This is a genomic window from Caballeronia sp. TF1N1 (assembly GCF_022878925.1).
GTDB lineage: Bacteria > Pseudomonadota > Gammaproteobacteria > Burkholderiales > Burkholderiaceae > Caballeronia.
Genome location: NZ_CP084628.1, coordinates 30,013 through 54,228, shown reverse-complemented (window position 1 = coordinate 54,228; position 24,216 = coordinate 30,013). Strand labels below are relative to the sequence as shown.

At 63.4% G+C, this 24,216-nt stretch carries 16 protein-coding genes; 6 read left to right on the top strand and 10 right to left on the bottom strand.

Annotated features, from left to right (window positions below; genetic code table 11):
• Window positions 1–42 precede the first annotated feature (42 nt).
• From LDZ28_RS21065 to LDZ28_RS21055, 3 genes are read left to right on the top strand one after another with little or no spacing between them, the layout of a single operon-like run.
• Window positions 43–582, top strand: coding sequence for a 2Fe-2S iron-sulfur cluster-binding protein (locus tag LDZ28_RS21065; protein ID WP_244830382.1), 540 nt, complete (start codon window positions 43–45; stop codon window positions 580–582).
• On the top strand, window positions 579–1,565 hold the full coding sequence (locus LDZ28_RS21060) for a xanthine dehydrogenase family protein subunit M (RefSeq protein WP_244830381.1): 987 nt from the start codon (window positions 579–581) through the stop codon (window positions 1,563–1,565). The genes LDZ28_RS21065 and LDZ28_RS21060 overlap by 4 nt, the downstream gene beginning before the upstream one ends.
• Window positions 1,565–3,877 carry a xanthine dehydrogenase family protein molybdopterin-binding subunit gene (locus LDZ28_RS21055; protein ID WP_244830380.1) on the top strand — a complete coding sequence of 771 codons (2,313 nt, stop codon included), beginning with the start codon at window positions 1,565–1,567 and terminating at the stop codon, window positions 3,875–3,877. The genes LDZ28_RS21060 and LDZ28_RS21055 overlap by 1 nt, the downstream gene beginning before the upstream one ends.
• Window positions 3,878–4,064: 187 nt before the next feature.
• Here LDZ28_RS21055 and LDZ28_RS21050 read toward each other — a convergent pair whose 3' ends face one another.
• Window positions 4,065–5,150, bottom strand: a complete 1,086-nt coding sequence (locus LDZ28_RS21050) for a mandelate racemase/muconate lactonizing enzyme family protein (RefSeq protein WP_244830379.1) — start codon at window positions 5,148–5,150, stop codon at window positions 4,065–4,067.
• Window positions 5,151–5,807: 657 nt separating this feature from the next.
• Here LDZ28_RS21050 and LDZ28_RS21045 point away from each other — a divergent pair.
• On the top strand, window positions 5,808–6,428 hold the full coding sequence (locus tag LDZ28_RS21045; protein WP_370652243.1) for a pyrroline-5-carboxylate reductase dimerization domain-containing protein: 621 nt from the start codon (window positions 5,808–5,810) through the stop codon (window positions 6,426–6,428).
• Between the two features lie 574 nt (window positions 6,429–7,002).
• Entirely contained in the window at window positions 7,003–7,647 is a 645-nt protein-coding gene (locus tag LDZ28_RS21040; protein WP_244830378.1) for a hypothetical protein, read from the top strand.
• 108 nt (window positions 7,648–7,755) lie between these two features.
• Here the strand turns inward: LDZ28_RS21040 and LDZ28_RS21035 are convergent, their stop codons facing one another.
• The 3 genes from LDZ28_RS21035 to LDZ28_RS21025 form a co-directional block, all read right to left on the bottom strand.
• Complete coding sequence (locus LDZ28_RS21035; RefSeq protein WP_244830377.1) at window positions 7,756–8,031, bottom strand: hypothetical protein; 276 nt, start codon at window positions 8,029–8,031, stop codon at window positions 7,756–7,758.
• Between the two features lie 245 nt (window positions 8,032–8,276).
• Window positions 8,277–10,814, bottom strand: a complete 2,538-nt coding sequence (locus LDZ28_RS21030; RefSeq protein WP_244830375.1) for a tetratricopeptide repeat protein — start codon at window positions 10,812–10,814, stop codon at window positions 8,277–8,279.
• 124 nt (window positions 10,815–10,938) lie between these two features.
• Window positions 10,939–11,715 (bottom strand): hypothetical protein, encoded by a 777-nt coding sequence (locus tag LDZ28_RS21025; protein WP_244830374.1) that lies wholly within the window; start codon window positions 11,713–11,715, stop codon window positions 10,939–10,941.
• Between the two features lie 225 nt (window positions 11,716–11,940).
• Between LDZ28_RS21025 and LDZ28_RS21020 the strand changes: the two genes are divergently transcribed.
• Window positions 11,941–13,716 (top strand): hybrid sensor histidine kinase/response regulator, encoded by a 1,776-nt coding sequence (locus tag LDZ28_RS21020; RefSeq protein WP_244830373.1) that lies wholly within the window; start codon window positions 11,941–11,943, stop codon window positions 13,714–13,716.
• A gap of 154 nt (window positions 13,717–13,870) precedes the next feature.
• On the opposite strand, the gene LDZ28_RS21015 is transcribed toward LDZ28_RS21020, so the two are convergent.
• From LDZ28_RS21015 to LDZ28_RS20990, 6 genes are all read right to left on the bottom strand, one after another.
• Complete coding sequence (locus LDZ28_RS21015) at window positions 13,871–14,578, bottom strand: response regulator transcription factor (protein ID WP_244830371.1); 708 nt, start codon at window positions 14,576–14,578, stop codon at window positions 13,871–13,873.
• Between the two features lie 16 nt (window positions 14,579–14,594).
• A complete protein-coding gene (locus LDZ28_RS21010) occupies window positions 14,595–16,565 on the bottom strand; it encodes a murein transglycosylase A (protein ID WP_244830370.1) in 1,971 nt (656 codons plus the stop codon).
• Between the two features lie 77 nt (window positions 16,566–16,642).
• A complete protein-coding gene (locus tag LDZ28_RS21005; protein WP_244830369.1) occupies window positions 16,643–18,472 on the bottom strand; it encodes a serine/threonine-protein kinase in 1,830 nt (609 codons plus the stop codon).
• Window positions 18,469–19,269, bottom strand: coding sequence for a type VI secretion system-associated protein TagF (tagF, locus tag LDZ28_RS21000; RefSeq protein WP_244830368.1), 801 nt, complete (start codon window positions 19,267–19,269; stop codon window positions 18,469–18,471). Before tagF ends, LDZ28_RS21005 begins: the two co-directional genes overlap by 4 nt.
• Entirely contained in the window at window positions 19,266–22,895 is a 3,630-nt protein-coding gene (tssM, locus tag LDZ28_RS20995) for a type VI secretion system membrane subunit TssM (RefSeq protein WP_244830365.1), read from the bottom strand. Before tssM ends, tagF begins: the two co-directional genes overlap by 4 nt.
• Window positions 22,896–22,897: 2 nt before the next feature.
• On the bottom strand, window positions 22,898–24,211 hold the full coding sequence (locus LDZ28_RS20990) for a DotU family type VI secretion system protein (RefSeq protein ID WP_244830363.1): 1,314 nt from the start codon (window positions 24,209–24,211) through the stop codon (window positions 22,898–22,900).
• Window positions 24,212–24,216 lie beyond the last annotated feature (5 nt).

Here is a 24,216-nt window from a genome sequence, read left to right as displayed (position 1 = left end):
ACACCGCCTCTCGGCGCGAGCTCTAATTCAACGGGAGCAATCATGCATTTCGTTATCAACGGCAAGGCAGTCGACCTGGACTTCGATCCAAGAACGTCGCTGCTCGATCTGCTGCGTGAACATCTCCATTTTTTCGGCGCTAAAAAAGGCTGCAATCAAGGCGCATGTGGCGCTTGCACGGTGCTGGTCGATGGCACGCGCATCAACAGTTGCCTCGCGTTGGCCGTTCAATATCAGGACCGCGAGATCACCAGCGTCGAGGGACTCGGCGCACCGGGCGCGCTTCATCCACTTCAGGAAGCCTTCGTCGAGCATGACGGTTTTCAGTGCGGCTACTGTACGCCCGGTCAAATCTGTTCGGCTATCGGAATGGAAAAGGAGTTGAGAGGCGGCGTGCCGAGCTATGTCAGCGAGGACGTGAGTGCGGAAGGCTTCTCACTGACCGATGCGGAACTGCGCGAACGGATGAGCGGAAACCTGTGCCGCTGCGGTGCGTATAACGGTATCGTCGACGCCATTCAGATCACGTTCGGAAAGGTTCAGACGCAGAAAGAGTCCGTCGAGCAAGGGGTCGAACAATGAATCCCTTCACCTATGAACGCGCCCTGGATCAGCAGGCGGCGTTGACGTCCGGCGCCCGTTCGGATGCAAAGTACTTAGGCGGCGGCACCAATCTCGTCGATCTGATGCGAGAGACGATCGAACATCCGACGATGCTAATCGATATCACGGGCCTCTCATGCGCCATCGACGACACGGATGACGGCGGCCTGAGAATCGGCGCCGGCGTAAAGAACACCGCCGTGGCCGCTGACCGGCGCGTGCGCGAACGCTACCCGCTATTGTCCGAGGCAATCCTTGCAGGCGCTTCCGCGCAGATTCGCAACATGGCAACGGTCGGCGGCAATCTCCTGCAACGTACCCGCTGCGGCTACTTTTACGATGATGCCGCCCGCTGCAACAAGCGCGAGCCGGGTTCGGGCTGCGATGCAATGGACGGATTCAACCGCATGCACGCCATCTTCGGCGCGTCCTCCGCGTGCGTGGCCACGCATCCCTCGGACATGGCGGTAGCGCTCGCCGCACTCGGCGCGAACGTGGAAGTCGAAGGCCTCAATGGCGCGCGTCGTATTCCCCTGGTCGATCTTCACGTCCTGCCCGGCGACACACCGAACATCGAAACGGTGCTCGAAGCAGGCGAACTGATTACGGCCGTTACGTTGCCGCCTGAATCGGCGGGCCGATCCGCCTATCGCAAAGTCCGTGATCGATCTTCCTATGCCTTCGCGCTCGTTTCCGTGGCGGCGGTTCTCGACGTGCAGGGCGGCATGGTCAAGGAGGTGAAGGTCGCCCTGGGCGGTGTCGCGCACAAGCCGTGGCGCGCCTTCGCGCTCGAAGCGGCGCTCAAGGATGAACCCGCGACCGAAGCCGCGTATCGCGCTGCCGCAGCGGCGGAATTCGCGTCCGCTCGAGGTCTTCGCGACAACGCCTTCAAAATCGAACTGGGTCAGCGCGTGATCGCCGACACACTGGTCAAACTGACCGCTCGCAAGGAGATCCGCTAATGCCTATCCTCAAGGACGCCGCGCAGGCGGTCATGAAAAAAGCCATCGCCCTCGCACCCGATAGCTTCATTCCCGGCGGCAAGCCGGACCCTTTGATCCTTCACAAGCACGGGCTGATCGGCGCACCGGTTAGCCGTATCGACGGACCGTTGAAGGTGTCCGGTCAGGCGACCTTCTCGGCCGAGTTTCCAGTCGATGGCATGACGTACGCGGCACTCAAGTACGCATCGATAGCGCGCGGCCGCATCGTGCAGATCGATACGTCGGCGGCGGACGCCGCGCCGGGCGTCGTGCTCGTGATGACGTACAAGAACGCGCCGCGTCTCAAGCCGATGCCCGCGTTCATGACGAAGCCCAAGGCCGCGGGTGGCGACGATGTGCCGATCATGCAGGACGATCAGGTTCACTGGAACGGTCAACCGGTTGCGCTCGTGCTGGCCGATACGCAAGAGCAGGCGGACCACGCGCAGTCGCTGATACAGGTGACGTACGAGACCTCAGGCGATGCGGTGACGTCCTTGGCGGCAGCGAAGGCGCACGGCTCGGAGCCGGGCGTGTTTCAGGGCGAGCCGCTCAAGCTCGAGATCAAGGATGCCGAGGCAATGCTCGCCGCCGCGCCGCACAAGATCGACGTGCGCTACACGACGCCGCGTCACAATCACAATCCAATCGAACTGCATGCGGCGACGCTCTATTGGAAGGACGAGACGCTGCGTATCCACGATACCGTGCAGGCGGTCGCGCACGAAGCGTGGACCATTGCGCAGGTGTTCGGCATCGACGAGAAGGACGTGCATGTCACGTCACCGTATGTCGGCGGCGGATTCGGTTCCAAGACCATTTGGCAACACCAGGTTTTGGCCGCGGCTGCATCGAAACTCGTGAAACGCCCGGTGCGGATCATGTTGACGCGCGAGGGCGTATATCGCATCGTCGGTGGACGCACGCTCACCGAGCAACGCGTGGCGCTCGGTGCCCAGGCGGATGGAACCCTGGACGCGTTGATTCATACCGGCACGGTCGCCATGACGCCTCATAACAACATGCCGGAGCCGTTCATCTTGCCGGCAAAGAGCGCATATGCGTCGCGCAGTTTTCTGCTCGATGTCGAGACCGTCAAGATGAACATGACGGCCAATACGTTCATGCGCGCGCCCGGCGAGGCGGTCGGCACCTTCGGGCTCGAATGCGGCATCGACGAACTCGCGCACGCCATGGGCATGGACCCTATCGAGTTGCGACTCAAGAACGAGCCGGAGAAAGATCCGACGACGGGACTGCCATTTTCCCAGCGCGGAATCGTCGAGGCATGGAAGACCGGCCGTGAACGATTCGGTTGGGCCGAGCGTGGCGAGCCGGGCGCACGCCGCGACGGCGACTGGCTCGTTGGCGTGGGCTGCGCAACGGGAACGTATCCGTACTATCGGATGCCCGGCGGTGCGGCGCGCATCACGCTCAATAGCGCGGGGCGTGCGACGGTCAGCATCGCCGCGCACGAAATGGGCATGGGAACGTCGACCGCGCAGACGCAAATCGTGGCCGAACGCCTTGGACTCGCCATGGAGGACATCGAGTTCAAGTACGCCGATTCACACTTGCCCGGCGCGGTGCTCGCGGGCGGTTCGCAGCAGACGGCGGCCATTGGCGCGGCGGTGATCGCGGCGCATCACAAGCTCGTGAAGGAACTGCTCCGTCTTGCGGGCAACAGTTCGCCGCTATCCGGTCTTTTGCCCGACGATGTTGGCGGCCACGACGGCGGCCTTTGCGCGCTCGACGACGAAACCCGGCACGAACGCTACGGCGCCATACTCGCTCGCGGTCAGCGCGATGAAGTGACCGTAGAGGCCGAAGCCCCGATGCCTTTCGAATTGCAGCACTGGTCGATGCACAGCCATAGCGCGCTCTTCTGCGAAGTGCGTGTGAATGTCGTCACAGGCGAGATTCGCGTAAGCCGTTTTCTTGGTTCGTTCGATTGCGGCCGCATCATCAATGCCAAGACGGCTGCAAGCCAGTTTCGCGGCGGCATCATCATGGGACTCGGCCTTGCGCTCATGGAAGAGACTCAATTCGACGAGAGAAGCGGCCGCGTGATCAATCCATCGCTTGCCGATTACCATGTCCCAGTTCATCTCGATGTCCCGAGAATCGATGTCATCTGGAACGATGAAGCCGATCCGCACACGCCGATGGGCGCGCGTGGCGTCGGCGAGATCGGTATCACTGGCGTGGGTGCGGCCGTGGCGAATGCGGTTTTCAATGCCACCGGCAAGCGGGTTCGGGATCTGCCAATCACGTTGGATAAGGTGATGTGAGGTTTCGGCGCGGGCGCGGACTGTGTGCGTGGTCCGGTGACCTTCAAGGTAACCAGGTTAGAAAGGCGTGGCCGGTTGCCGAACCAGAAGTGAACGTCGCGTACGCGTCGCTTGCCGGGGCATCGCGGGATATGCGATCGTTTGGCGAAGACATGCGCGACGCTCGCTTGAGCAGGCGACAGCCAGCTCAAGCCTTCAGCGCCTTCAGCCTATTCCAGTCGAACTCGATTCCATGCCCCGGCCTTTCCGGAGCGATAGCAAAACCGTCTTCGATACGAAGCGGTTCGGCCAGATACTTCTCCAGCCCGAAACCGTGCGCTTCGAGATAAGAGCGATTCGGAACCGCCGCGAGCAAATGCACGGTCACGTCATGGGCGCCGTGGCTGGTGACGGGAAGGTTGTGCGCTTCCGCAAGATGGGCGATCTTCATGAACGGCGTGATGCCCCCGCAATTCGTGACATCGGGCTCCGGGTACGACACACGACCGATGGTGATCATCTGCTGGAACTCCCAGATCGTGCGCATGTTTTCCCCTGTCGCGACCGGCAAGCCGCCTTCGCTGACGATCCTCGCGTGACCCGCGATATCGTCGGGAATGGTCGGCTCTTCGAGCCAGCCGGGGTTGAACGGTGCAAGTGCGCGCGCGGCGCGGATGGCTTCATCGACGGACCATTTCATGTTGGCGTCGACCATCAGCGGGAAGCTGTCGCCGAGCATCTCGCGCATGGCCGCGACGCGCGCCACGTCCTCCGCCAGATTCTTGCGTCCCACTTTCATCTTGATGGCGCGAAAGCCTTGGTCGATGAAACCTTCCGCCTGGCGCAACAACTGATCGAGTGGAAAGTCCAGATCGACACCACCCGCATAGACCGGCACCTTGGGATCGTAGCCGCCGAGCATGCGCCAGAGCGGCAGGTTCGCGCGCTTCGACTTCAGGTCCCAGATCGCCATGTCGAAAGCGGATAGCGCGAGGACAGTCGGGCCGCCGCGCCCACCGTAATGCATGGCCCACCAGATCGATTTCCAGAGCGCTTCGGCCAAGTCCGCATCCTGATGCCGGGCCAGTTCGGCGATCTCGTTTGCCGCCGCCTGAACCGAACGGCCGTTGCGCCCGACGGTGTAGGTGTAGCCGACGCCTTGGGCGCCATCGGCATCGCGAACGGTTACCGTGACCAGCTCGAAATTGGGAATGAGGCCGTGTGTGCTGTCGGACAACGGCACCGGCAGGGGAATGCGGAAGTAGTCGCTACTGACATCACTGATGATCGCCATGACACGTCCTCACGATTGATCAAACGAAAGATGATGCGCGGCACCACTGCGCGCTTACGCCTCTGAGCCGCTGTCTCCTTGCAGCCGTGCGGAACGTCGACGGCGCGCTTCCGTATCGACGAGATGTTCCAGCATGGCGGCGCTCGCGCGCGGGCCATCGCCGCCGATAATGGCATCGAGCACCGCCTTGTGCAACGGCAGCGAGACTGAGTGAGTTTTCGTCGGGCGTCGAGTTGGTCAAATGAAGCGGAGCCATTCGCGCCACGGACCGTTGTTTGGCGGGCGATCGCGCGCTTGCACGATGAGCATCGCACGTTCGTTAGGCGCATCGATCGATGACCGATTCATTGTCGCGACGGCTCGTTGTTGCGGCATTGGCCACTGCGCTTGGCTGCTATTTTCGCTCGCGGCATGACAACGCAGGTTGCGGCACGATACGGTATATGTAGCCCGAGGTCACGTGGCTCGGGCTCGATTGAACCGTTCATCTCAGACCATACGAGGCACTATGCGCATTGGATTCATTGGCACCGGCACGATCACGCGAGCCGTTGTGACCGGAATGATTCGGTTCGACGTTCCTTTTGAACACATTGCGCTTTCGCCGCGCAATGTCGAAATCGCCGCGAACTTGCGAGTCTCGACGCGCGCGTCGCGGTGTGCAGCAGCAATCAGGAGGTGCTCGACACCAGCGACGTCGTGTGTCTCGCGGTCGTGCCGCAAATTGCGTCGACGGTGCTTGGCGAACTCGAGTTCGATGCGCGGCATCAGGTCATCAGCTTCATGGCGGGCGTGTCGATCGAGCGAGTATTCAACATGGTGCGCACGGCCGCGAGTGTCGCGCGCGCGGTTCCTTTGCCGGCCGTCGCGGAAGGCAAGGGCAGCACGGCCATCTGTCCGCCGAGCGAACTCGCGCGAGCGCTCTTTGGACCATTGGGTAAGGCGGTCGATGTAGACAGCGAACATCAGTTCGATGCACTGTCGGCAGTCACGGCAACCATGGCCAGTTTCTATGCGCTATTGGAAGAGCAGGCTGCATGGCTCGTTCGCCAAGGGCTGCCGTATGAGGCGGCCCGATCGTTTTTGTCGGGCTATCACGTCGGCTTGGCACACGATACGACGCGAGGCGATCAACCGTTCTCGAAGATGATAAAGGAGTCAAGCACGCCCGGCGGCATCAACGAGCAGCTTCACGCGGAGTTGCAGCAGAAGGGGGCTTTCGCAAGTTATTCGGAGGCGCTTGACCGGATCATGCGACGGGTTCAGGGGAGGGAGTGAGGCTTGCATCGACCAAAAGACCGCATGTGCAAACGCAATGCCGGTTTTACCCAGTACAAATATCTCGAAGTTCGGCGCTAGTCCAGTCACGATATGACTGAGTATGAACACGATAAAGACGCGCATCAGCAGGGTTGCGGCGTTCTACTTCGCGGACGAACAAGGTCAACGGTAATGACGCGACGGACACCGTCCATGCGTAAATGGTCATCACTACGCCGACGTCGGTCGGACGCAGTCCAGGCTTTTGCCGATTGCGGTAAGCAAACCTGCTCGAAGCGATGACGAGTTGAACGGCGTTGCTCGGCTTATGCACTTCAACGCAGGCGGGCGCCTTGATGAAGTCAAGGCAGCGGAGGAGGAAAGAACCGTCTTCGCAGGCACTTGCACCAATAAGCGGGTGAAATAAGCGCTTAACATTGTGTCCGCCATAGCATGTGCGTTTTCACACACATCCTCAGTCTTTTTCCGGCATCCCTTCGAGCAACGCCTAACCTTTAAGCGGACCGATCTGCGTATGCGGCGCGGTTCGCTTGAATGATCGAGCGAGCGGAATTCGAAGGAGAGTCGCATCATGTGGTTCAATCATCAAACGTTTTTCACCGAGTACGAAAACGGCTTCAATGTTCGGCTCTCGGCGCCGCAAGTTTCCGGACTTGATCGGCTGCTTGGCTTCGTGCAACTCGACCCGGACGTATTCGACGTGAGATGGGTGGCCTACATGTTTGCCACGGTGAAGCATGAATGCGCGGATACATGGCAGCCCATACCAGAACGCGGGAATGACACCTGGTTCAAGCAATACGAAATGCCGTCCGCCAAAGCGAAACGGCTCGGCAATACGCAGCCTGGCGACGGCGCACGCTACAAGGGCCGGGGGTACGTGCAACTCACTGGACGCGCGAACTATGCGTCGATGGGATCGCAAATGGGCCTCGGCAACGCGCTGATCGACGATCCCGACCGCGCGCTCGATCCGTTGACAGCCTATCGCGTCATGTCGCTCGGCATGCGCAAGGGCTTCTTCACGCGCAAGAAACTCGCCGACTTTATCAATGCGAATGGCGCGGACTATCTGGGCGCGCGCCGCATTATCAACGGACAGGACCAGGCGGACAAAATTTGCGGGTATTCGGTGATTCTTGAATCGGCGCTGCGCGCATCGCTGACGGATGCCGATGTTCCGGCGCAACAAGCGGAACCAGAAACGGCTTCGTGAAGCGGCATCGCCGACGCCGGCTTCACCCACGCATGAAAGGTCGAAAGAGTACACGTGTCAACAAGATCAATCCGCACTCGCCCGCAAGACAAGCGAGTGCGCGTGTGCCTAAGGTTTAATGAAATCGAGCAAACGTTTCATGTAGATCGGCCCGGTTGGCGCGAAGCGCGGCTTCCACTCCGGGACCTTCATGTTGCGCACGAAAGACTGCGTGTCCGAGTCAAGGACGCCGTAAATGACCTCGGCGACGATTCGTCCACCGACCCAGCCGAGTTGCGTCCGCGCCCCAGGACCGTTGAGCAGATCGTTCTCGGAGAAAACGCCGCTCGTTCCGCCGGTCACACTATCGAGAATGGGCGCCTGTGCTTCGGACGGCTTTGTCAAGTTGGTAGAGATGGTCTTTGCTAACGATTTCCCTCAAGATACCGCCATATATCAATCGACATTATGATGTTAATGTCAAACAAAGCCCTGAGTAAAATTAAGTTTTTGGCGTATTACGTTAGAAACATTGCTTTGATTTTGTAGCGTGACACCTCTCTTCAATATCATCGCTATGAAAACGTTCTGCATTCCCGACCTCGACCCACTACAACTGAAGCGCTCACGGAAACTCCGCGCAAAAACACTTATTCCCCGCGAAACGCATATCGACTCATTCGCATCCTTGCCCACTTCGGGTTTAAACGCACCGCCGTGCAATATTCCACGATGGCAGCGTCAAACTTCCCCTGTTCCTGATAGACGAGGCTCAGGCTGTAATGCGCCAGATCGTTGCGCGGTGCAAGCCGGATAGCTAATTCAAATTCGCCCGCTGCAGCGTCCGTCCTACCGTGCGCCCCATGGACGATTCCCAGACCCGTATGCGCATCGACCGACATCGGATCGAGTTGAATCGCGCGCTTGTACTCAGCGATGGCGTCCTCATCCATGCCTAGCGCATGCCACGCATTGCCCAACCCGTTATGCGGCGCAGCAAGCCCTGGTTTAAGCCGGATGGCAACCCGGTACTCGGCCACCGCGCCGTCGATGTTGCCCTGTTGAAGCCTGATATTGCCGAGGTTGTTATGTGCGGACGCAAGGCGAGGGTTGAGGCGAATTGCCGTGTGATATTCGGCGATGGCGCTCTGCTGCCGCCCCTGATCTGCGCGCACGAGGCCAAGCCCGTCGTGCGGCTCCGCCATGCTGGGCGCAAGCTGCTCCGATGTGAGGAATTCCACCACGGCTTCATCCAGCCGTCCGTCTTTTCGAAGCGCATTACCCAGGTTGTTATGTGCCCCTGCATTGGCGGGCTCAAGACGGATTGCCTGACGGTATTCCTCGATGGCAAGATCGCTTCTGCCTCTATCGTCCCAGACGCTGCCAAGGCCATTGTGCGGTTCTCCAAAGGCCGGGGCAAAGGCGATAGCCGTCCGGAAATGTTCCATCGCTTCGTCGTCGCGGCCTTCGTCTCGCAGCAACTGGCCGAAGTTGTTTTGCGCCTCCGCGTCATTCGGGTCAAGCATGATCGCCGTGCGGTACTCGGCTGCGGCGGCGTCTGTCTTGCCCGTGCGTTCATCGATCAGCGCAAGGGCATTGTGTGCCTTTGCGGAACGTGGATCGCCCGCTAATGCGGCAAGGATTTCTGCCTGAGCTTTGTCTATCTTGTCTTGCGCGTACTCGAGAATGCCCATGTTTATATGCGCATTGATATCCGCGGGATCGAGTTGCAACGCCGTCAGATATTCAGCGCGCGCGTCTTCCCGCTTACCCTCGTCGTAAAGAATCGCACCCATGCCGACATGTGGCGAAGACGCGTCCGGGTCGAGCGACATCGCGGTGCGAAACTCTTTGAGCGCATCATCGAATCTCTTCATCTTTCTCAAGGCTTCTCCCAACGTTTCATGCAGCGAAGCACGCGTCGGGGCGAGACTGATCGCCAGTTTGCATTCCGCAATCGCTTCATCTTGCCTGTTCAAATCTCCCAGGACGATCGCGATACCTTGATGAGGTGATGCCTCCTGCGGCGCAAGTCTCGTAGCGATTCGATATTCGTTGAGCGCCTCATCATTCTTGAGCATCTTATGCAGCAAGTCGCCAAGACCCAGATGCGGATTCTCGTCGTCGGGAGCAAGAGCAAGGGCCCTGCGGTACTCCGCGATAGCTTCGTCCTTTCGGTCCATCTGCGCCAACACGTTGGCAAGACCGGTATGTGCCAGCGAATACGCAGGGTCCAGCCGTATCGCCTCACGATATTCGGACTGCGCCGTGGCGTCCTGTCTGAGTGAATGCCACTCGTTGCCCAGACCGACATGCGCCACGGGATAGTCGGGTGCCGCGGAGATCGCCTCACGCCACTCGGCGATGGCGGTCGTCAGATACGCCATGCGCTCCTTTTGGTATTTGCTGCGCTGATCAGAGCGATACCGATCATCGGCAATCGTCGCCTTCAACGAATGCGCGACCGAGACCGACAATCGATCGGAAGAGGGCGCCTGAATGATCTGCTCACTCGCCGATTCGGCGCGTGCGAAATCATGAGCACCCAGATAAAAATACAGTGCGCTCAAAACGGGTTGAGTTTTATCGACCAGCACAAACGCGCCTTTATCGATCAACGTGTCGACAGCGCTTTCTCCGCTTGCCGAATCCGAGAACAGCACGTTGCCGTTCAACCGTACTCGCAGAGTCAGCGTGCGGCCCGATTGCGTGAATTCGCCCGCGATGTCGTGGCGCCATGCGGATGGCAACATGCCGCGCATCCAATTCGCGAGTCCTTCTATCGATATGCCGGCCTTCGGGATCGCGATCTCGGGAGGCGATTGACGCAATACAAGCGCCGAGCGTGCTGCCCGCTCACCCGTGTGTCTGTAGATCGCATTGATCGCGTCGCTCAGTCGGTCGGTGACGACGGAGGAGGTGTAGCCATCGTCCGCAAGGGCCTTGGGTACGGAGATGAGTTGCAGGTCGAGCGTTCGCTCGCGCAGCGTGGACGAGACGAGCAAGCCGCCAAGCCAGACGACGAATATCGCTGACGAACAAACCGTGGCAACGGCAACGACGCGTTTCGTCCATCGCGCAAGAGCGAACCAGGCCGATGAGAAAGGGCGGTCAGTTCGAGCGTCGGATGCGGAATGAACCTCTGGCCCTTCCTCGCCCGCGTCGGCGCGGTCCGGATCACGCGGCACAAGTCCCCTCCTTATCGCCTCATATCGTCCAACAGCGTGTTCAGATTCGACAAAACATCCGGATCGATTTGCGTGCCGCAAGCGGCCATGACAACTTGACGAGTGCTGTCATGAACGTTCGCACTCAAACCGTCGTCTGACTCGACTCCAGCGCGAGCAGATTCAGCACGAGCAGAATCGCGACCTGGTTGTCCGCGCTGATCTCGATGCCGAGCGTATCGGCGATCCAGCGGCCGATCTTGGTCATCGCGAAGTCCTCGCTTTGCGCGGACTTCTTGAGCGTCACGCCGAGCTTCACCGCTCGATAGTGATACGACGGAATGTGATGCCGCGAGGCGATGCCGAACAAGCCACCCTTGCCGCCGGAGCACCAGCCGAGCGTACCCGCAAGCACGAGTTGCTCGTACTTGTCGAGCGAAGCGATAAACGCGCGCGCGCGATGCCGCACGCGCGCTTCGTCGAGACCGTACTGCATCAGCACGGATTCAATCGGATCGTCGACCGCGTGAGCGTGCTCATCGACCTGTTGTCCGATACCTTCGATCTCCATCGAGACATCGCGCTGAAAACTCGCGCTGCGCAGGCAGTCGATCAGAAATCGCCTGAAGTAGGTACACACCGCATATCCGCTCGACGGCGCGCTCTGCTCGCTGGCGTGCGACTCCGTGTGGCCTGGCTCCAGGCGCAGCACTTTCGAGTAGATGAACTGTGCAACCAGTTCCTCCTTGTCCTCGCGAAGCGACTGCAGCTCGGGCGGATGATAGGTCCGCAACGCGCCTTTCACGAGGTTGTAGATCGAGATCATTTCGTCATGCGACAGATGCGTGCGGCGTCTCCACAGGTCGGTTAGCGTGGAAGTGGCGCCGGCCTGTGCTGCGGCGTCGATCGTTAAGGTCTCCATGTTGTCAATCCCCCCAATGCGGTGGCAACGTGGTGAGTATGGTTTTCTCGGACGAAAGGGCCAATATTGATTTAGTCATAGCCGTTGTCTAACTTTCGGGTAAACCACCTCGGACAGCTGACCGGTCTTACCGGTCGTATGCGCGCGGATAGCCGTCGTGCGAGTCGAACCGTCCGTCGTTTCCTGATGTCGCCCGAAGTTTCAACATAAGCAGGGGATGACAAAATGCAAGGCGATCAAGGGCAGTGGGAGATCGACAACGATCTCGCAGGCGCGCTCTACGCGGCGGATCCCGCCTCTTTCCTGGCGCATGGATTTTCGGTTGCACTGCTAGGCGCGGTTTATCTGACGCGACCTGGCGCCGGCGCGCTGGCAGTGCTTTACGTGGCCTTCCATGGCATTGCGAATTGTTTGGCGATCGCGCTATGGGCCTGGCGCCGCTACAAGCCGCTGGCATTCTCCGCGCGCCGGTGGATCGATCTGCATGCCATGAGAAACCTGGCGCTGCACAGCGCGCCTGGCCTCTCCATCTGGCTTGCCTTTCAGAACGATTCCACGGACCTCGCGACCGCGCATACCGTGCTGCTCGTCGCGCTCGCGGCACTCGCCTACGTCGCCAACGGGCTGAGTCTCGCTAATTTGTCCGGCGCGGTGCCCACGCTGCTGTTGCCCGCTACTGTGCTGCATCTCTTGCAGCCGCGGCACAACGGGTTTGCGCTGGGTGTCGTGCTGGCGGTGTTCATCGTTGGCATCTACCTATTCTCGGCGCAATATCGCGGGCTATTTCGCGGCATCGTCAAGGCGCGCGTCGCGCAGGAACGGCTTGCTGAAACGGTGGCGCGGCAGAACGTCGTAATCGAGGAAGCGAGCCTCGCGAAGACACGTTTCTTCGCGGCAGCGAGTCATGATCTGCGTCAGCCGCTGCATGCCATCGGCCTGCTGGCACATGTGCTGACAGACCGGACCACGAGTGCGCAGGAGCGCGATGAAACCGCCGAGCACATTATCAACAATATCGAATCGCTGAATCATTTGTTCAATCAGGTGCTCGATCTGGCGCGCATAGAGAGCGGCGTGACGCAGGTGATCTCGCAGCACTTCCGTATGTCCGAATTGCTGATGCGCATCGAGCGGCAGTTCCGTCCGGCCGCCGCCGCGAAGGGGCTTGCATTGCGTGTCGCGCCGACGACCTGCATTGCCTATACCGATCCCGTCTTGCTCGAGCGTGTGCTCATGAACCTCGTGTCGAATGCCGTGCGTTACACCGAGCGCGGCTCGATCTGGGTTGGCGTGCGACATAACGCGGATCCCGCGCGTTGTCGTATCGAGGTGCGCGATTCGGGTATCGGCATCGCGCCGCACGAGCACGAACTCATCTTCGAGGACTTCTATCAAGTGCCGCTCGGGCCTCAATCGCGCCAGATCGGTCACGGACTGGGTCTCTCGACGGTGCGACGTCTTTCACGTCTTCTTGGCGGCGAACCGTCGCTGCGCTCGGACACCGGACGCGGCACGACCGTTTGCATTCCCTTGACGACAGGCGATGAGCGTCTCATCACGTCCAGCATCACGGCGCCGCTCTCGATGAGCGCGTTTATCGAGCATCGGCGCATCTTGTGTGTGGACGACGACCCCGCCAATCTCGAGGCGCTCGGTGCGTTGCTTGCGCGTTGGGGTTGCGTCGTGCGCGTTTGCCGCGACGAGCTAGCCGCGGTGCGTGCGATCTCCGAAGGGTTCATGCCGGACGTGCTGTTATGCGATTACCAGATCGACCGTCGTCAAACCGGCATCGAAGCGTTGCGCGCCGTGCGCGAGGCGCTGCGGCGGCGCGGCCATACGCAGCTTGTCAGCGTGATGATGACGGGCGATGTGGCATCGCCGGAACTCGCGGCGCTCGCCGCCGAGGGCGTGCCGGTGCTGCACAAGCCTGTTACCGCGACGCGTCTGCGCCGCACACTGGACTCGCTGCTTCAACCGCACGGGGAGAATGCGGCGGCTTGACCTGGAACGCTGCTCTCTGTCGAAGTAGCCGCGGACAAGCCACGCATGCGGACACGCGCCCGTATCGTCGGAAAGCCGGGCACGTCATCGAGCGTGCGCGGCTTCGATAAAAAACCAGAACGCATGGCGATGGACACGCGACGCTCGCGCTGCCTCACAGCTCGCGCCCCGTCTCCAGCCACCCGTTGATCAGCGCGATGGCCGAGGAACGGTTATGCACCCCCAGCGCCCGGAAGATCACCGACAAATGGACCTTCACGGTGCCTTCCGCCACTAGAAGCTCGCGCGCGATCATCTTGTTCGTGCAACCGCGATGCACGAGCCGCATGATCTCGCGCTGACGCGGCGAAAGGTTTTTCATCAAGTGCATATGATGCGGCGCCAGCGCGACGGGTGGCGCGCTGACGGAAGGACGCGCACGATCGGCGGCCGGCGCGCGCGCGGGCGCGGCGGTATGCGGCTCGACCAGACACAGCGCCTCGATAGGCACATACGCGCCGCCCGACAACACCAGTTCGATCGCCTTGAGCATGACGTTGGCAGGCTCTCGCTTGGGCACGAAACCGAGCGCGCCGGCCGCGAGCACCGCGCGCATCTCCTCGACAGACTCTTCCGCGGAGAGCACCACGAGCGGCAGCGCGGGATGCGCTTTCAGCAGCGCGGTCAGCGACGCCGCGCCTTCCATGCCCGACATGCGCAGATCGACGATAGCGAGATCGTGATTCGCCTCGGGCCGCGCGGCGGCGGCGAGCGTGTCCCAGTTGTCGGCTTCGTCGAACTGCGCGTCGGGGTCGATACCGCGCAACAGTGACTTGACCGCCCGGCGGATCAGTTCGTGATCGTCCGCGACGAGGAACTTCATGGTTGCTCTCGCGGTTTCATGGAGTTTCGTCCACGCACAGATCGGGATCGGAGACGACGCAATCGGCGCTCGGCAACGAAGGGCCGCCGCGCACACGCACGCCGCTTTCTCTCGCCGAGATGCGCAGTCCCTTCGGCAACAGCACCCACATCTGCGCGGGCTGCTTCATGCGGCTCGCCTGCTGTTGCGCCTGCGGGCCCGTACCGAAGAAATAGTCGGCGCGCACGGCGCCGCGAATCGCGCCGCCTGCGTCCTGCGCCATCAGAAGACGCGTCACCGACGTGGCCTGCGCCGCGCCGTCGCTCGCATTGATGAACACCGGCGCGCCGAGCGGCGTCGTGCGCGGGTCGATGGCGGCCGAGCGCCCCGCCGACAGCGGCACGCCCAGCGCGCCGATGGGTCCCATCGGCGAATCGGGGATGGCGCGGAAGAAGACGTAGCTTGGATCGGACGAGGCGAACGTGTAGCCAAGCGGCGGCGTGCCGGCAAGGGAACCGGGTTTATTGTCGGCATGTGCGGATGAAACCATCGACGATGGCGCGCTCACACGTGCCGGCCGCACGGCAGGCGTTGCGCCCTTCGCGAGATTGAAGCCGCGCAAAAGGGGCGAAGCGGCCTCGGAATCGGCTTGCGCGCCTGCGTCGCCGCCCGCGGGCGCCGATGCGCCATCAGGCGACGCATCTTCCTGCGCTCCGCGCAGAAGCGCGGATTGCGGGGCATCGTCGGATGCCGACGCGTCGGCTTGCGTCATTTGCGTACTCACGGTGCCTTCTTCCAGGTCGATCTCGACGCCCCGAACCAGGACTTTGCGGCCCTTGCTGCCCGCGCTGGCAACGGGCGGATTGAAGGCGAGCCCGTTCTGTTCCGCGTACGCGAGCCGCATGACTGCGCCATCCGGCAGGCGTATTTTTCCAGCGCCCTGCAACTGCATAGAATAGAGCATCGCGGGGTCTTCCACATAGGCAAGAATCGGCGCATTGAGCTTTCCTCGCTCGATTTCCGCGCGCGAGTAATACGGCACGATACGGTTGCCTTCGAGCCGCAAGCGCAGCCGCTTGTCGCGGATATCGGGAAGGCTGTCGCCGAGTTCGAGCGCATACACACCCTTGGCGCCGCCCATCGGGACCGTCGTGAGCGGAATCACCGAGCGGCCGTCGATTCGCGCTGCAATCGCCGATGACCGCGCGTCCGGCGCAAGCCTGCGCGAATCCAGAAACAGCATGTCGCGCGGCACGCCGTAGACGGGATAGACATACGGCGCGCCAAAGCGGCGACTACCTTTCAATATGGGTTCGTAATAGCCGGTGAGCACTCCGCGCGGCGATTTGTCGACATTGCGGATTTGATAGACCGTGAAGTTGTCTTCGAAGAAGCGGCGCACCGCGACGCCGTTGCTCGCGTCGATGCCGCGCGATGCCGCGCACGGCGCGGCCCACGCAGGCTTGGCTGAAAGCACGCCGCAGCTGCGGCGAAACGCATCCCACGACTCGGCGACGTTATCGGTTGCCCAGCCCGGAACGCTTGCAAAGGCAACGGGCGTGTAGAGCGCATTTTTGGTGGCGAAAGGCGTGGCTGTGCCCGCGAGCGAAGCGGATGGACTCGCGGGCAGCGGATTGGCTACGCCCGGCTCGGCGCCCGAAGCCGCCGAACTGACCATGCGCGCCTCTTCCAGGCCTTGTTCGCCAGGCAGTGCCAAGACGGCTCCCGCGGGCGCGGCCGCGATGACCGGCTCGCGCGTTGCGTCCTTCGCTTGCGTCCCGGCATCGGGCGCGCTCGCACAAGCCGCGATGGCGCCGGCTGTCAGCACACAGAGCACGCGCATGGTGGAGTTCGCCCATGCCGCCGCGGGCGTCGATGCAGGTTTCGTTGCGCGTTTCGATGCGCTTACTGCGCTTGTTGCGCACGGCACGCGTTCGCCCGATTTCGAAATGAACTGGCCAGGCGTGCTGTCCGGCTGCGCCGCGACGCCGCTCGTTCGTGGTGCCATGGTGTGTCCTCGCACTGCTTGCGCGCTAGCGTCTTGCCTTTGCGATACGCATCCCCATGCAGGCGATGCGCTGTGCATCATTTAGACGAACGGACGACATCTATTTTGAAGGTGGCGGCGCCATAAGCGACGGGGCACGACGACGTCTTCGTGTCACATGCCGGAACGCCCGCGAACGGCGAGGCGGTCGCGGTCCGCTGGGCGGCAGCGCTTGCCTGAGCCTCGGACGACACGCTTCCGAACACGGAATCGTGCGTCATGTCGAGCGCCGGAAAATCGCGCGGCGCCGCCGATACGATGGCGACGAAGTGATTCGTGCCAAGCGGTTCGCCCGCCAGCATCGGCCACTTTGCGCGCGGCAGCGTCAGCCGTTTCTTCGCGCCGATGCGATTGTCGCGGTCCAGTTCGTTCGGAAAGAGCTGCAAGTATTGATTCGCGGGATCGACGACGAAGACGTACACGTAGCCATCGCGATTGCTCGTGATCGAGAACAGAAGCCGGTCGCGGTCGACCACCGCGCGCGCGACGGGCACGTCGACCTTGACCGCGTAGGACGGGTCGGCGAACGTGGCGATGCGTGCGAATTCATCGGCGGGCGTATAGGGTGGCAGCACAGGGCGTGTTTCGCTTGCGGGCGCGATTGCAGGCGCCGCGGGAGCAGGAATCGACGGCACGGAGGACGAGGCCGCTGCGCGTTCCGATTTCACTTCCTGCACGGCCGATGGCGCATGCGGCAGATACCTGGGCAGCAACACGCCGAGCGCAGCCGCTGCCACGATCACGCCAGCTATCCGGCCAACGCGTTTTAGTCCGCTCGCGCCGCTTACCGCGGCGGCGCCGTCGCCCTTGTTGCGCCCGGACGAACCATCGTGCAGCGATATACCCAGTTCGGCGGCGAATTGCCGGTCAGTCTGCGGCCGGTTCGACGGCTGCACCGCGAGCGCGTGATCGATCGCCTTCAGAAAGCGCTCGGAGTAGCGGCCCGCCGCCAGCTTTGCAAGCGGCTGATAGCTGTCGCTCACCATGCGGCCGACCGCGGGCGGCGGCGTCTTCCCGGCGATCGCAAAGTACACCATCGCGGCGAGCGCGTAGTGATCGGTCCACGGACCTTGCCTGAGCGACGGCACTTCGGCGTACTGTTCGATCGGCGCATAGCCGGGCTTCAGAATCACCGTGAGCGCCTGTGTCATGTCGCCGATCACGCGCCGCGCCGCGCCGAAATCGAGCAGCACGGGACGCTGGCTCTCGTCCAGCAGGATGATATTGTCCGGCGCGATGTCTCGGTGAAAGCAGTCCGACGCGTGCAACACGGCGAGCGCATCGACGAGCGGCGTCAGCAGCGCGCGCAGCCACGCTTCGTCGGGCGGCTTCTTCAGGGCCCGTAGCGTGTCCTTGAGCGTCGTGCCCTTGTAGTAGGGCATCACCATGTACGCGGTCCCGTTCGCCTCCCAGAATCGGTACACCTTCACGAGCGACTGATGATCGAAACGCGCGAGCAGCCTCGCTTCGTCGTTGATGAAGCTCTTGAGACCCGCGCGGAACATGTGTTCGTAGCGCTCGGATTTCACCTGCACCTGCGTGGCGCCGATGCGCGAGGCCAGCGCCGACGGCATGTATTCCTTCAGCGCGACGTGCCGGTCCAAGGACGTATCGAACGCCAGATAGACGATGCCGAAGCCGCCTTCGCCGATCAGCTCGACAATCTCGAATTCGCCGAGCCGCGTGCCGGGCGGCAGAATGTTGCGGCTCGCGCGGTTGTCGTCGAGGCCGGAGAGTGCAGGGTCGGCGGCATTGCCCGAGACACGCGCGCCGCCCACGATCACCGTCTTGTCGTCCTCGCCGATGTCATCGGCCTTGCCGGCAGCGCTCGTGCGGTCGTCGTGCGAAGGATCGCCGTTGGCCGTCATGGTGCGCCGTCCCGCAGCATGGTCGTGAAGAGAGCGGTGTCCGGCAGGCCGAAGGTCGGCCAGATCGTGAACGGACGCGGCGCGGTGTCGAGCGCGGAGGGAGGCGGTGGCGTGCCGGGCACGAGTGAATCGGGAGGATCGGGAGGATCGGGAGGATCGGGCGCGGCTTGCGCGGACGTCCACATGCTCATGCCGTGAATCTCCGCCTGCCAGACGGGCGCAAAGAGGCGTGTGAGCGCGTCCGGCAGCGCGCTGGCCGAGCCGACGATCCAGGGCTCGCGCAGGAACGCCGCGGGCGCGACCTCGCGCGCGGACGGCGGCAGCGGCAAGGGCAGGGCGGCGAGCTGCGCATCGAGCCGCTCGACGGTGTGATCGAAATCGAGCGCGGCGAGCGCCACGCTCTCTATCGCCGAGAGCCATTCCCACAGCGCGGCGATCTCGCTGCCGGTCGCGGGCGCGTTCGGCAGCGCTGCCGCAATCGTCAACGGAAAATGCCTGCCGACGCGATCCACCGACGCCATCACGACGCCCGTCCAGCAATGCGCGAGCGTCGGCGCGATGGCGCCCGGCATCGCGAAGAAGCGCCACACCGGGCACGTCAGATACAGCGACAGCCAGTCCGCGCCCAGCGCGTGCTGTGTCTCCGCGACGCGCTGCGCGAGCCACGCATCCCACGGCGCGACGAACGCATCGGACAGGCGTCGTGCCGCGAAATCGCCGAGCGACGGGAGCTTGCCGTACCAGCCGGCGATAGCCGCGCCGTCGTCGCCGAAGCTATCGCCGAGGGCGTCGCTCATAGGCGCTCCGGACAGGCGAACGCGCGCAGTTCCGAGAGCCGGAAGGGGTTTTCCACGCTGTTCGCCGTCACCTCGAAGCGCGCCTTGCGGCCTTCCACCTCGAAGGTCACGATAAAGCGTTCGGGCTCGTCGGTGGGCTGCACGTCGAGCCGGTCGAACATACGGAACAGCGCCCACGGTCCTTCGAACACAAGGTTGGCCGCGCCGCTCGACGGCGGCGGCGTCAGTTGCAAGCTCACGCGCTGAGAACCGCGCGTGCCGGGCCACTGGATGGCCGTCGCGATCTGCGGACCGTGCGCATAGGTGAGAATCTGGCCGTCGACATCGAGCGTAAAGGAAAGGATCGTCGGGTCCATGTCGAGCGGCTTGAACTGGAGCGCCAGCCCCGGCGTCTTGCCGCCCGCGCGAAAGAACACGCCGCGGATGGTCGCGGCACGCTCGAACTGCGCGAGCCCCGCCGGACTGATCTGCGACGCCGACGAATCCGACTTCTTGAAGGCCCACGGTTTCGCGGAGACATCCACGTCGGGCGCGAGGTTCTTCTGGAAGAAGTCGTCGAACTTGCCGCCCGGCGCGAAAAGCGAGCCGAAATCTTCGGGCAGCACGTCGCGCGCAGCGTTCGGCGTGAACGGATAGCGTCCGTTCAACGCGCGCTCGCAGAATGCGGATATCGATTCCTTCAGGTCCGCCGACAGATTCACGCGCCGTGCCTGTTGCGTCTGCGCCGCGCCCTGACTGCCGAGGTCGAGCAGCGCTGTCCGGATCGGTTCGGGCAGACGCGCAGCCTGCGTGCGCAGCCTGGCGGGAGCATCGGAAGGCGGTGGCGCCGTTTTCTGCTGCAAGGCTTCGTCGGTGGCGCTCAGGTTCGTGTAGACATCGTTGATGAGCGCGAGTGTCTGCACGATCGGCGCGGGCTGCCCGCCGCCCGGGCTCGTCACCAGCGCGCGCAGCCCCGTGAATCGGTCGTCGACGATGCTCTCCAGCCGTGCGCCCGGCGCGACCGGCGCGATCTTCGTCGGGTCCGGCCCGCCGATGATCTTCAGCAATTGTTCACGCGCCGCGCTGATCTTGTCGTTGGCGCGGTCGACGACCGTGGTTTCGTTCTCCGGCCGCGTGCCGAGCGTCGTTTCGCGCGATGCCGCTTTTGCAAGCATCGCGAGCGGCGAATCCGGCGCCGAGAGAATGCGCGCGATCTGCGCCGATTGCGTCAGCGTGTCTGCGCGCACGACGCGGATATCGGCCAGAAACTCGGTCCAGATGCGCGCATAGTCCTGCAAGTAGAGCAGCCGCACGTCCTCCGTGAGGCGCTGCGTCCTCGCGGGATCGCCACGCGGCAGGCCGCTTTGATCGCGAACGCCGAGCACCCACGGTTCTTCCTCGGCGAGCTGCCGCGCGACCTGATCGACCGCCTTGATGAACGCGTTGTGATAGCCGTCGAACGAATAAAGTCCGGGCACGCCGCGCGTGAGCGGCGCGCCGCTCGCCCGCACGAACACGAGCGACGCGTTCGGTCCGCCCGCGCGCGCGGCCGTGAACTCGGGAAACTCCGCGCCGACACCTTGCTGCCGCACGCGGCCGTAGACGCGTTGCGACAGCGTGCTGGCGGCGAGCGTCGCGCGCAGGCTGGCGACGAGGCGCTCGTCGAACGGAAGATTCGGATGCACGACGCCACGCGCGAACAGCGCGTCGAGGTGACCGGCGAGCGCGACGCGTTCCGCATTGCCGATGTCGCGCGGCAAGGTGCGGTCCCAGTCGGTGACGATCCACGTTTTGAGCGCATCCGGGTCCTGACGATCGGGCTGGTTGAGCATCAGATACGCTTTCAGCGCTTCGTAGGCATAGCCGGGGTTCGATGCGTTCGCGCTGCGAGCCTGTTCCTCGATACGCGCGGCGAGCTTCGGCAGGAACAGGTCGGTGAGAAGGCGCTCGTAAGCGTCGTTCGCGGCGGCGGTAAGCTTCGCGCCTTGCCACAGGCCCCATTTCATCGCGAGCGGCGGATTCGTGGCATCGACCTGCGGTGTGTATGCGAGCTTGCGCACCGCCGACAGCACCGGCAGCAGCGCGACGAGACTCGTGTTCGCGGCGGAAGTCCCCGCAACGATCTGCTTCGCGGCGCGCGCGGTCTGATCCACGCTTTCGACATAGGCGCGGTTGCGCAAATAGCTTGTGCTCCACAGCGCGAGTACGCACGCCACGACGGCCGCGAGCGCCGCATATGCCGAGAGCCTCCGCAGATGCCGCCGCCGCACCCATTGCAGATTCGATCCCGCGAGCCCTTGCTCCGCGAATACGACCTGCGTGAGCAGGCGCTGGATGAAATAGCTGCGCCCGCTCGAAGGACGCGGCGGCTCTATGCCCCGCTCGATGCCGAACGCACGCGCGAGCGAACCCATCACGCGATCGATCGGCGTGCCTTCCTGTGTGCCGCTCGTGAAGTAGACGCCGCGCACGAGCGGGATATCGTCGTGCTTCGACTGTACGAAGGTCGCGCGCAGCGCCTCGGCGACGAGCGGCTTGAGCGCCGCGAATTGCCGCGGAAAGCTCAGAATCGCGGCGCGTTGAGCGAGGCCCGTTTCGGCGTTCAGGCGGTCGGGCAGGCGCGCCACGAGATGCGCTTCGAGCGTGTCCAGTTCGGCCTCGAGACGTGCGCCGAACTCGGCTTCGGTGAGCGGACGCTTCGGGTCGTACGGAAACGTGAAGCCGAAAATCTGCGCGCGCTCGTCCTTCGACATATCCGCGAAGAACTCCGTGAAGCCCGCGAGCAGATCCGTCTTGGTGACGAGCACGTACACCGGAAAGCGCGTGCCGAACGCCTGCATCAGTTCGCGCATGCGGGCGCGCAGCGTCGCCGCCATTTCCTCGCCGGACGCGGGCGACGCGTTCAGCAGATCGGGCACGGCGAGCGTCATCATCACGCCGTTGATCGGCTGGCGCGGACGTGTCTTCTTCAGCAGCGCGAGAAAGCCTTGCCACGCGGTCTGGTCAGCGTCGCGGTCGCTTTCGTGGGTGGTGTAGCGGCCGGCGGTATCGATGAGCACGGCTTCGTCGGTGAACCACCAGTCGCAGTTGCGCGTGCCGCCGACACCGCGAATCTTGTCCGTGCCGAAGCGCTCGGCAAGCGGAAAGCGCAAGCCCGAATGCACGAGCGCCGTCGTCTTGCCCGCACCCGGCGCGCCGATGAACATGTACCAAGGCAACTGGTAGAGATACTGCTTGCCGGAAAGCGTGAGCCAGTCGCGCCAGCCGGGTTGTCTGCCGGATGCGGCGATGCGCGCCTCGCGCAGCACGCCAAGGGCTTCCTCGAAGCGTTTGCCGAGCGTCGCGACTTCGGCTTCGCCGGCACTCGGCGCGGCGGCTTCGCGACGCGGCGCGTAGTCATGCGCGGCGAGTCCGGCCACAAGCGCGGCCTGCGTGCGTTTCGCCCGCCACGCGACCCACACGTGCCGCAGCACCAGCAGCAGCGCAATGCAGCCGATGGCGATGAAGCGCGCCATGCCCGGCTCGAGCGGATACGTGCCCGCGAACGACACCAGCGGTCCGGCGATCCAGATGGCGCCCGCGACCAGCGCCAGTCCGAGGATCAGCAACAGGAGCGGATGGAAGACGATCGACAGAATCTTCTTCATGATCACGCGCCCGGCCTGGCGAACAGCACCACTTCGACGCGGCGATTCTGCGCGCGTCCGGCGGGCGAGTCGTTGGGCGCGACCGGGTCGGCGTCTCCCTTGCCTTCGGCCTTGAGGCGCGCAGGCGGCAAGCTCGACGCGAGCAAGTCGCGCACATTCGCGGCGCGTTCCTGCGACAGCTCCCAGTTCGACGGAAAACGCGCCGAGCGGATCGGCCGGTCGTCGGTATGGCCCGTCACCAACACGTTGCCCGGCACGGCCTTGAGCGCCTGCGCGATCCGGTCGATCAGCGGGCGCACTTGCGCGGATACTTCCGCGCTGCCGGGCTTGAAAACATTATCGCCATGCAGCGTGACGACGGAACGGTCGACCCGATCGTCGACCGATACCAGGCCGTCGCGAATCTCGGATGCGAGAAACTCCGCGAGACGCGGTTTCGCCGCCTGCTGCACGACGAACGGCCGCTGCACGCCCGCGCGGATCGATGCCAGCGTGTCGAACGCCGGATCGGACAACTGGCCGAGGCGAAAGCTCATCGCCAAATAGGCGCTGGCGAGCACCAGCAGCGCGAAGGCGCCGGCCACCCACACCGGCAACACGTCGGTTGCGCGGCGGCGCGCGGTCGGTGCGCCTTCCCAATGCGGCGACAGCGCGCGCTCCGGTTCGCCGCGTTCCTTGCGGATCAGTTGATAGAGCCGCGCGCGGATTGCGTCGAGCGTCTGCTTGCCCTGCGCCGCGACGCGATAACGTCCCTCGAAACCGAGCGCCAGCACCATGCTCGCGAGTTCCAGCAGATGCAGATGCAACGCGGGCTTTTGCGCCAACCGCCCCAGCAACTGAAAGACCTTCTCGCCGCCCCATGCCTCGTTATGAAAAGTCACGAGCAAACTCTGACGCGCCCACACGCCCGCGCCCCAAGGCGTGCCGGAGGCGGCTTCGTCGAGCATCGTGCAGACCATGTAGCGCGCCGCCGTCACTTGTTCCGTCGCGACGCCGTTCGCGCGCGCTTGCGCCTCGAAGCGGCGCACGCCGGCCGCGAGCGACTCGCGCAACGCGGCCGGGTCGGCGCAAGCGCTCATCGTGCGGATGCGCGGCGCGAGTTGCAGAAGCGGCGCGCAAGCCGCGACCAGCGGATTAACCGCGCCGCCTTGCGCGAACGCGGCGTCGATGGCGCGCGCGTCGCCGCCTCCCGCTGCGTCCGCCATGTGCGGGTTTTCCGTCGCGCCTTTTCCGGCGCGTCGGCGCGCGCCGGGATTGGGTTTGATCATCGTCGAATCGGATTCGAATCCGGCGAAGGGATCGTCGTCGTTCGTCATGTCCG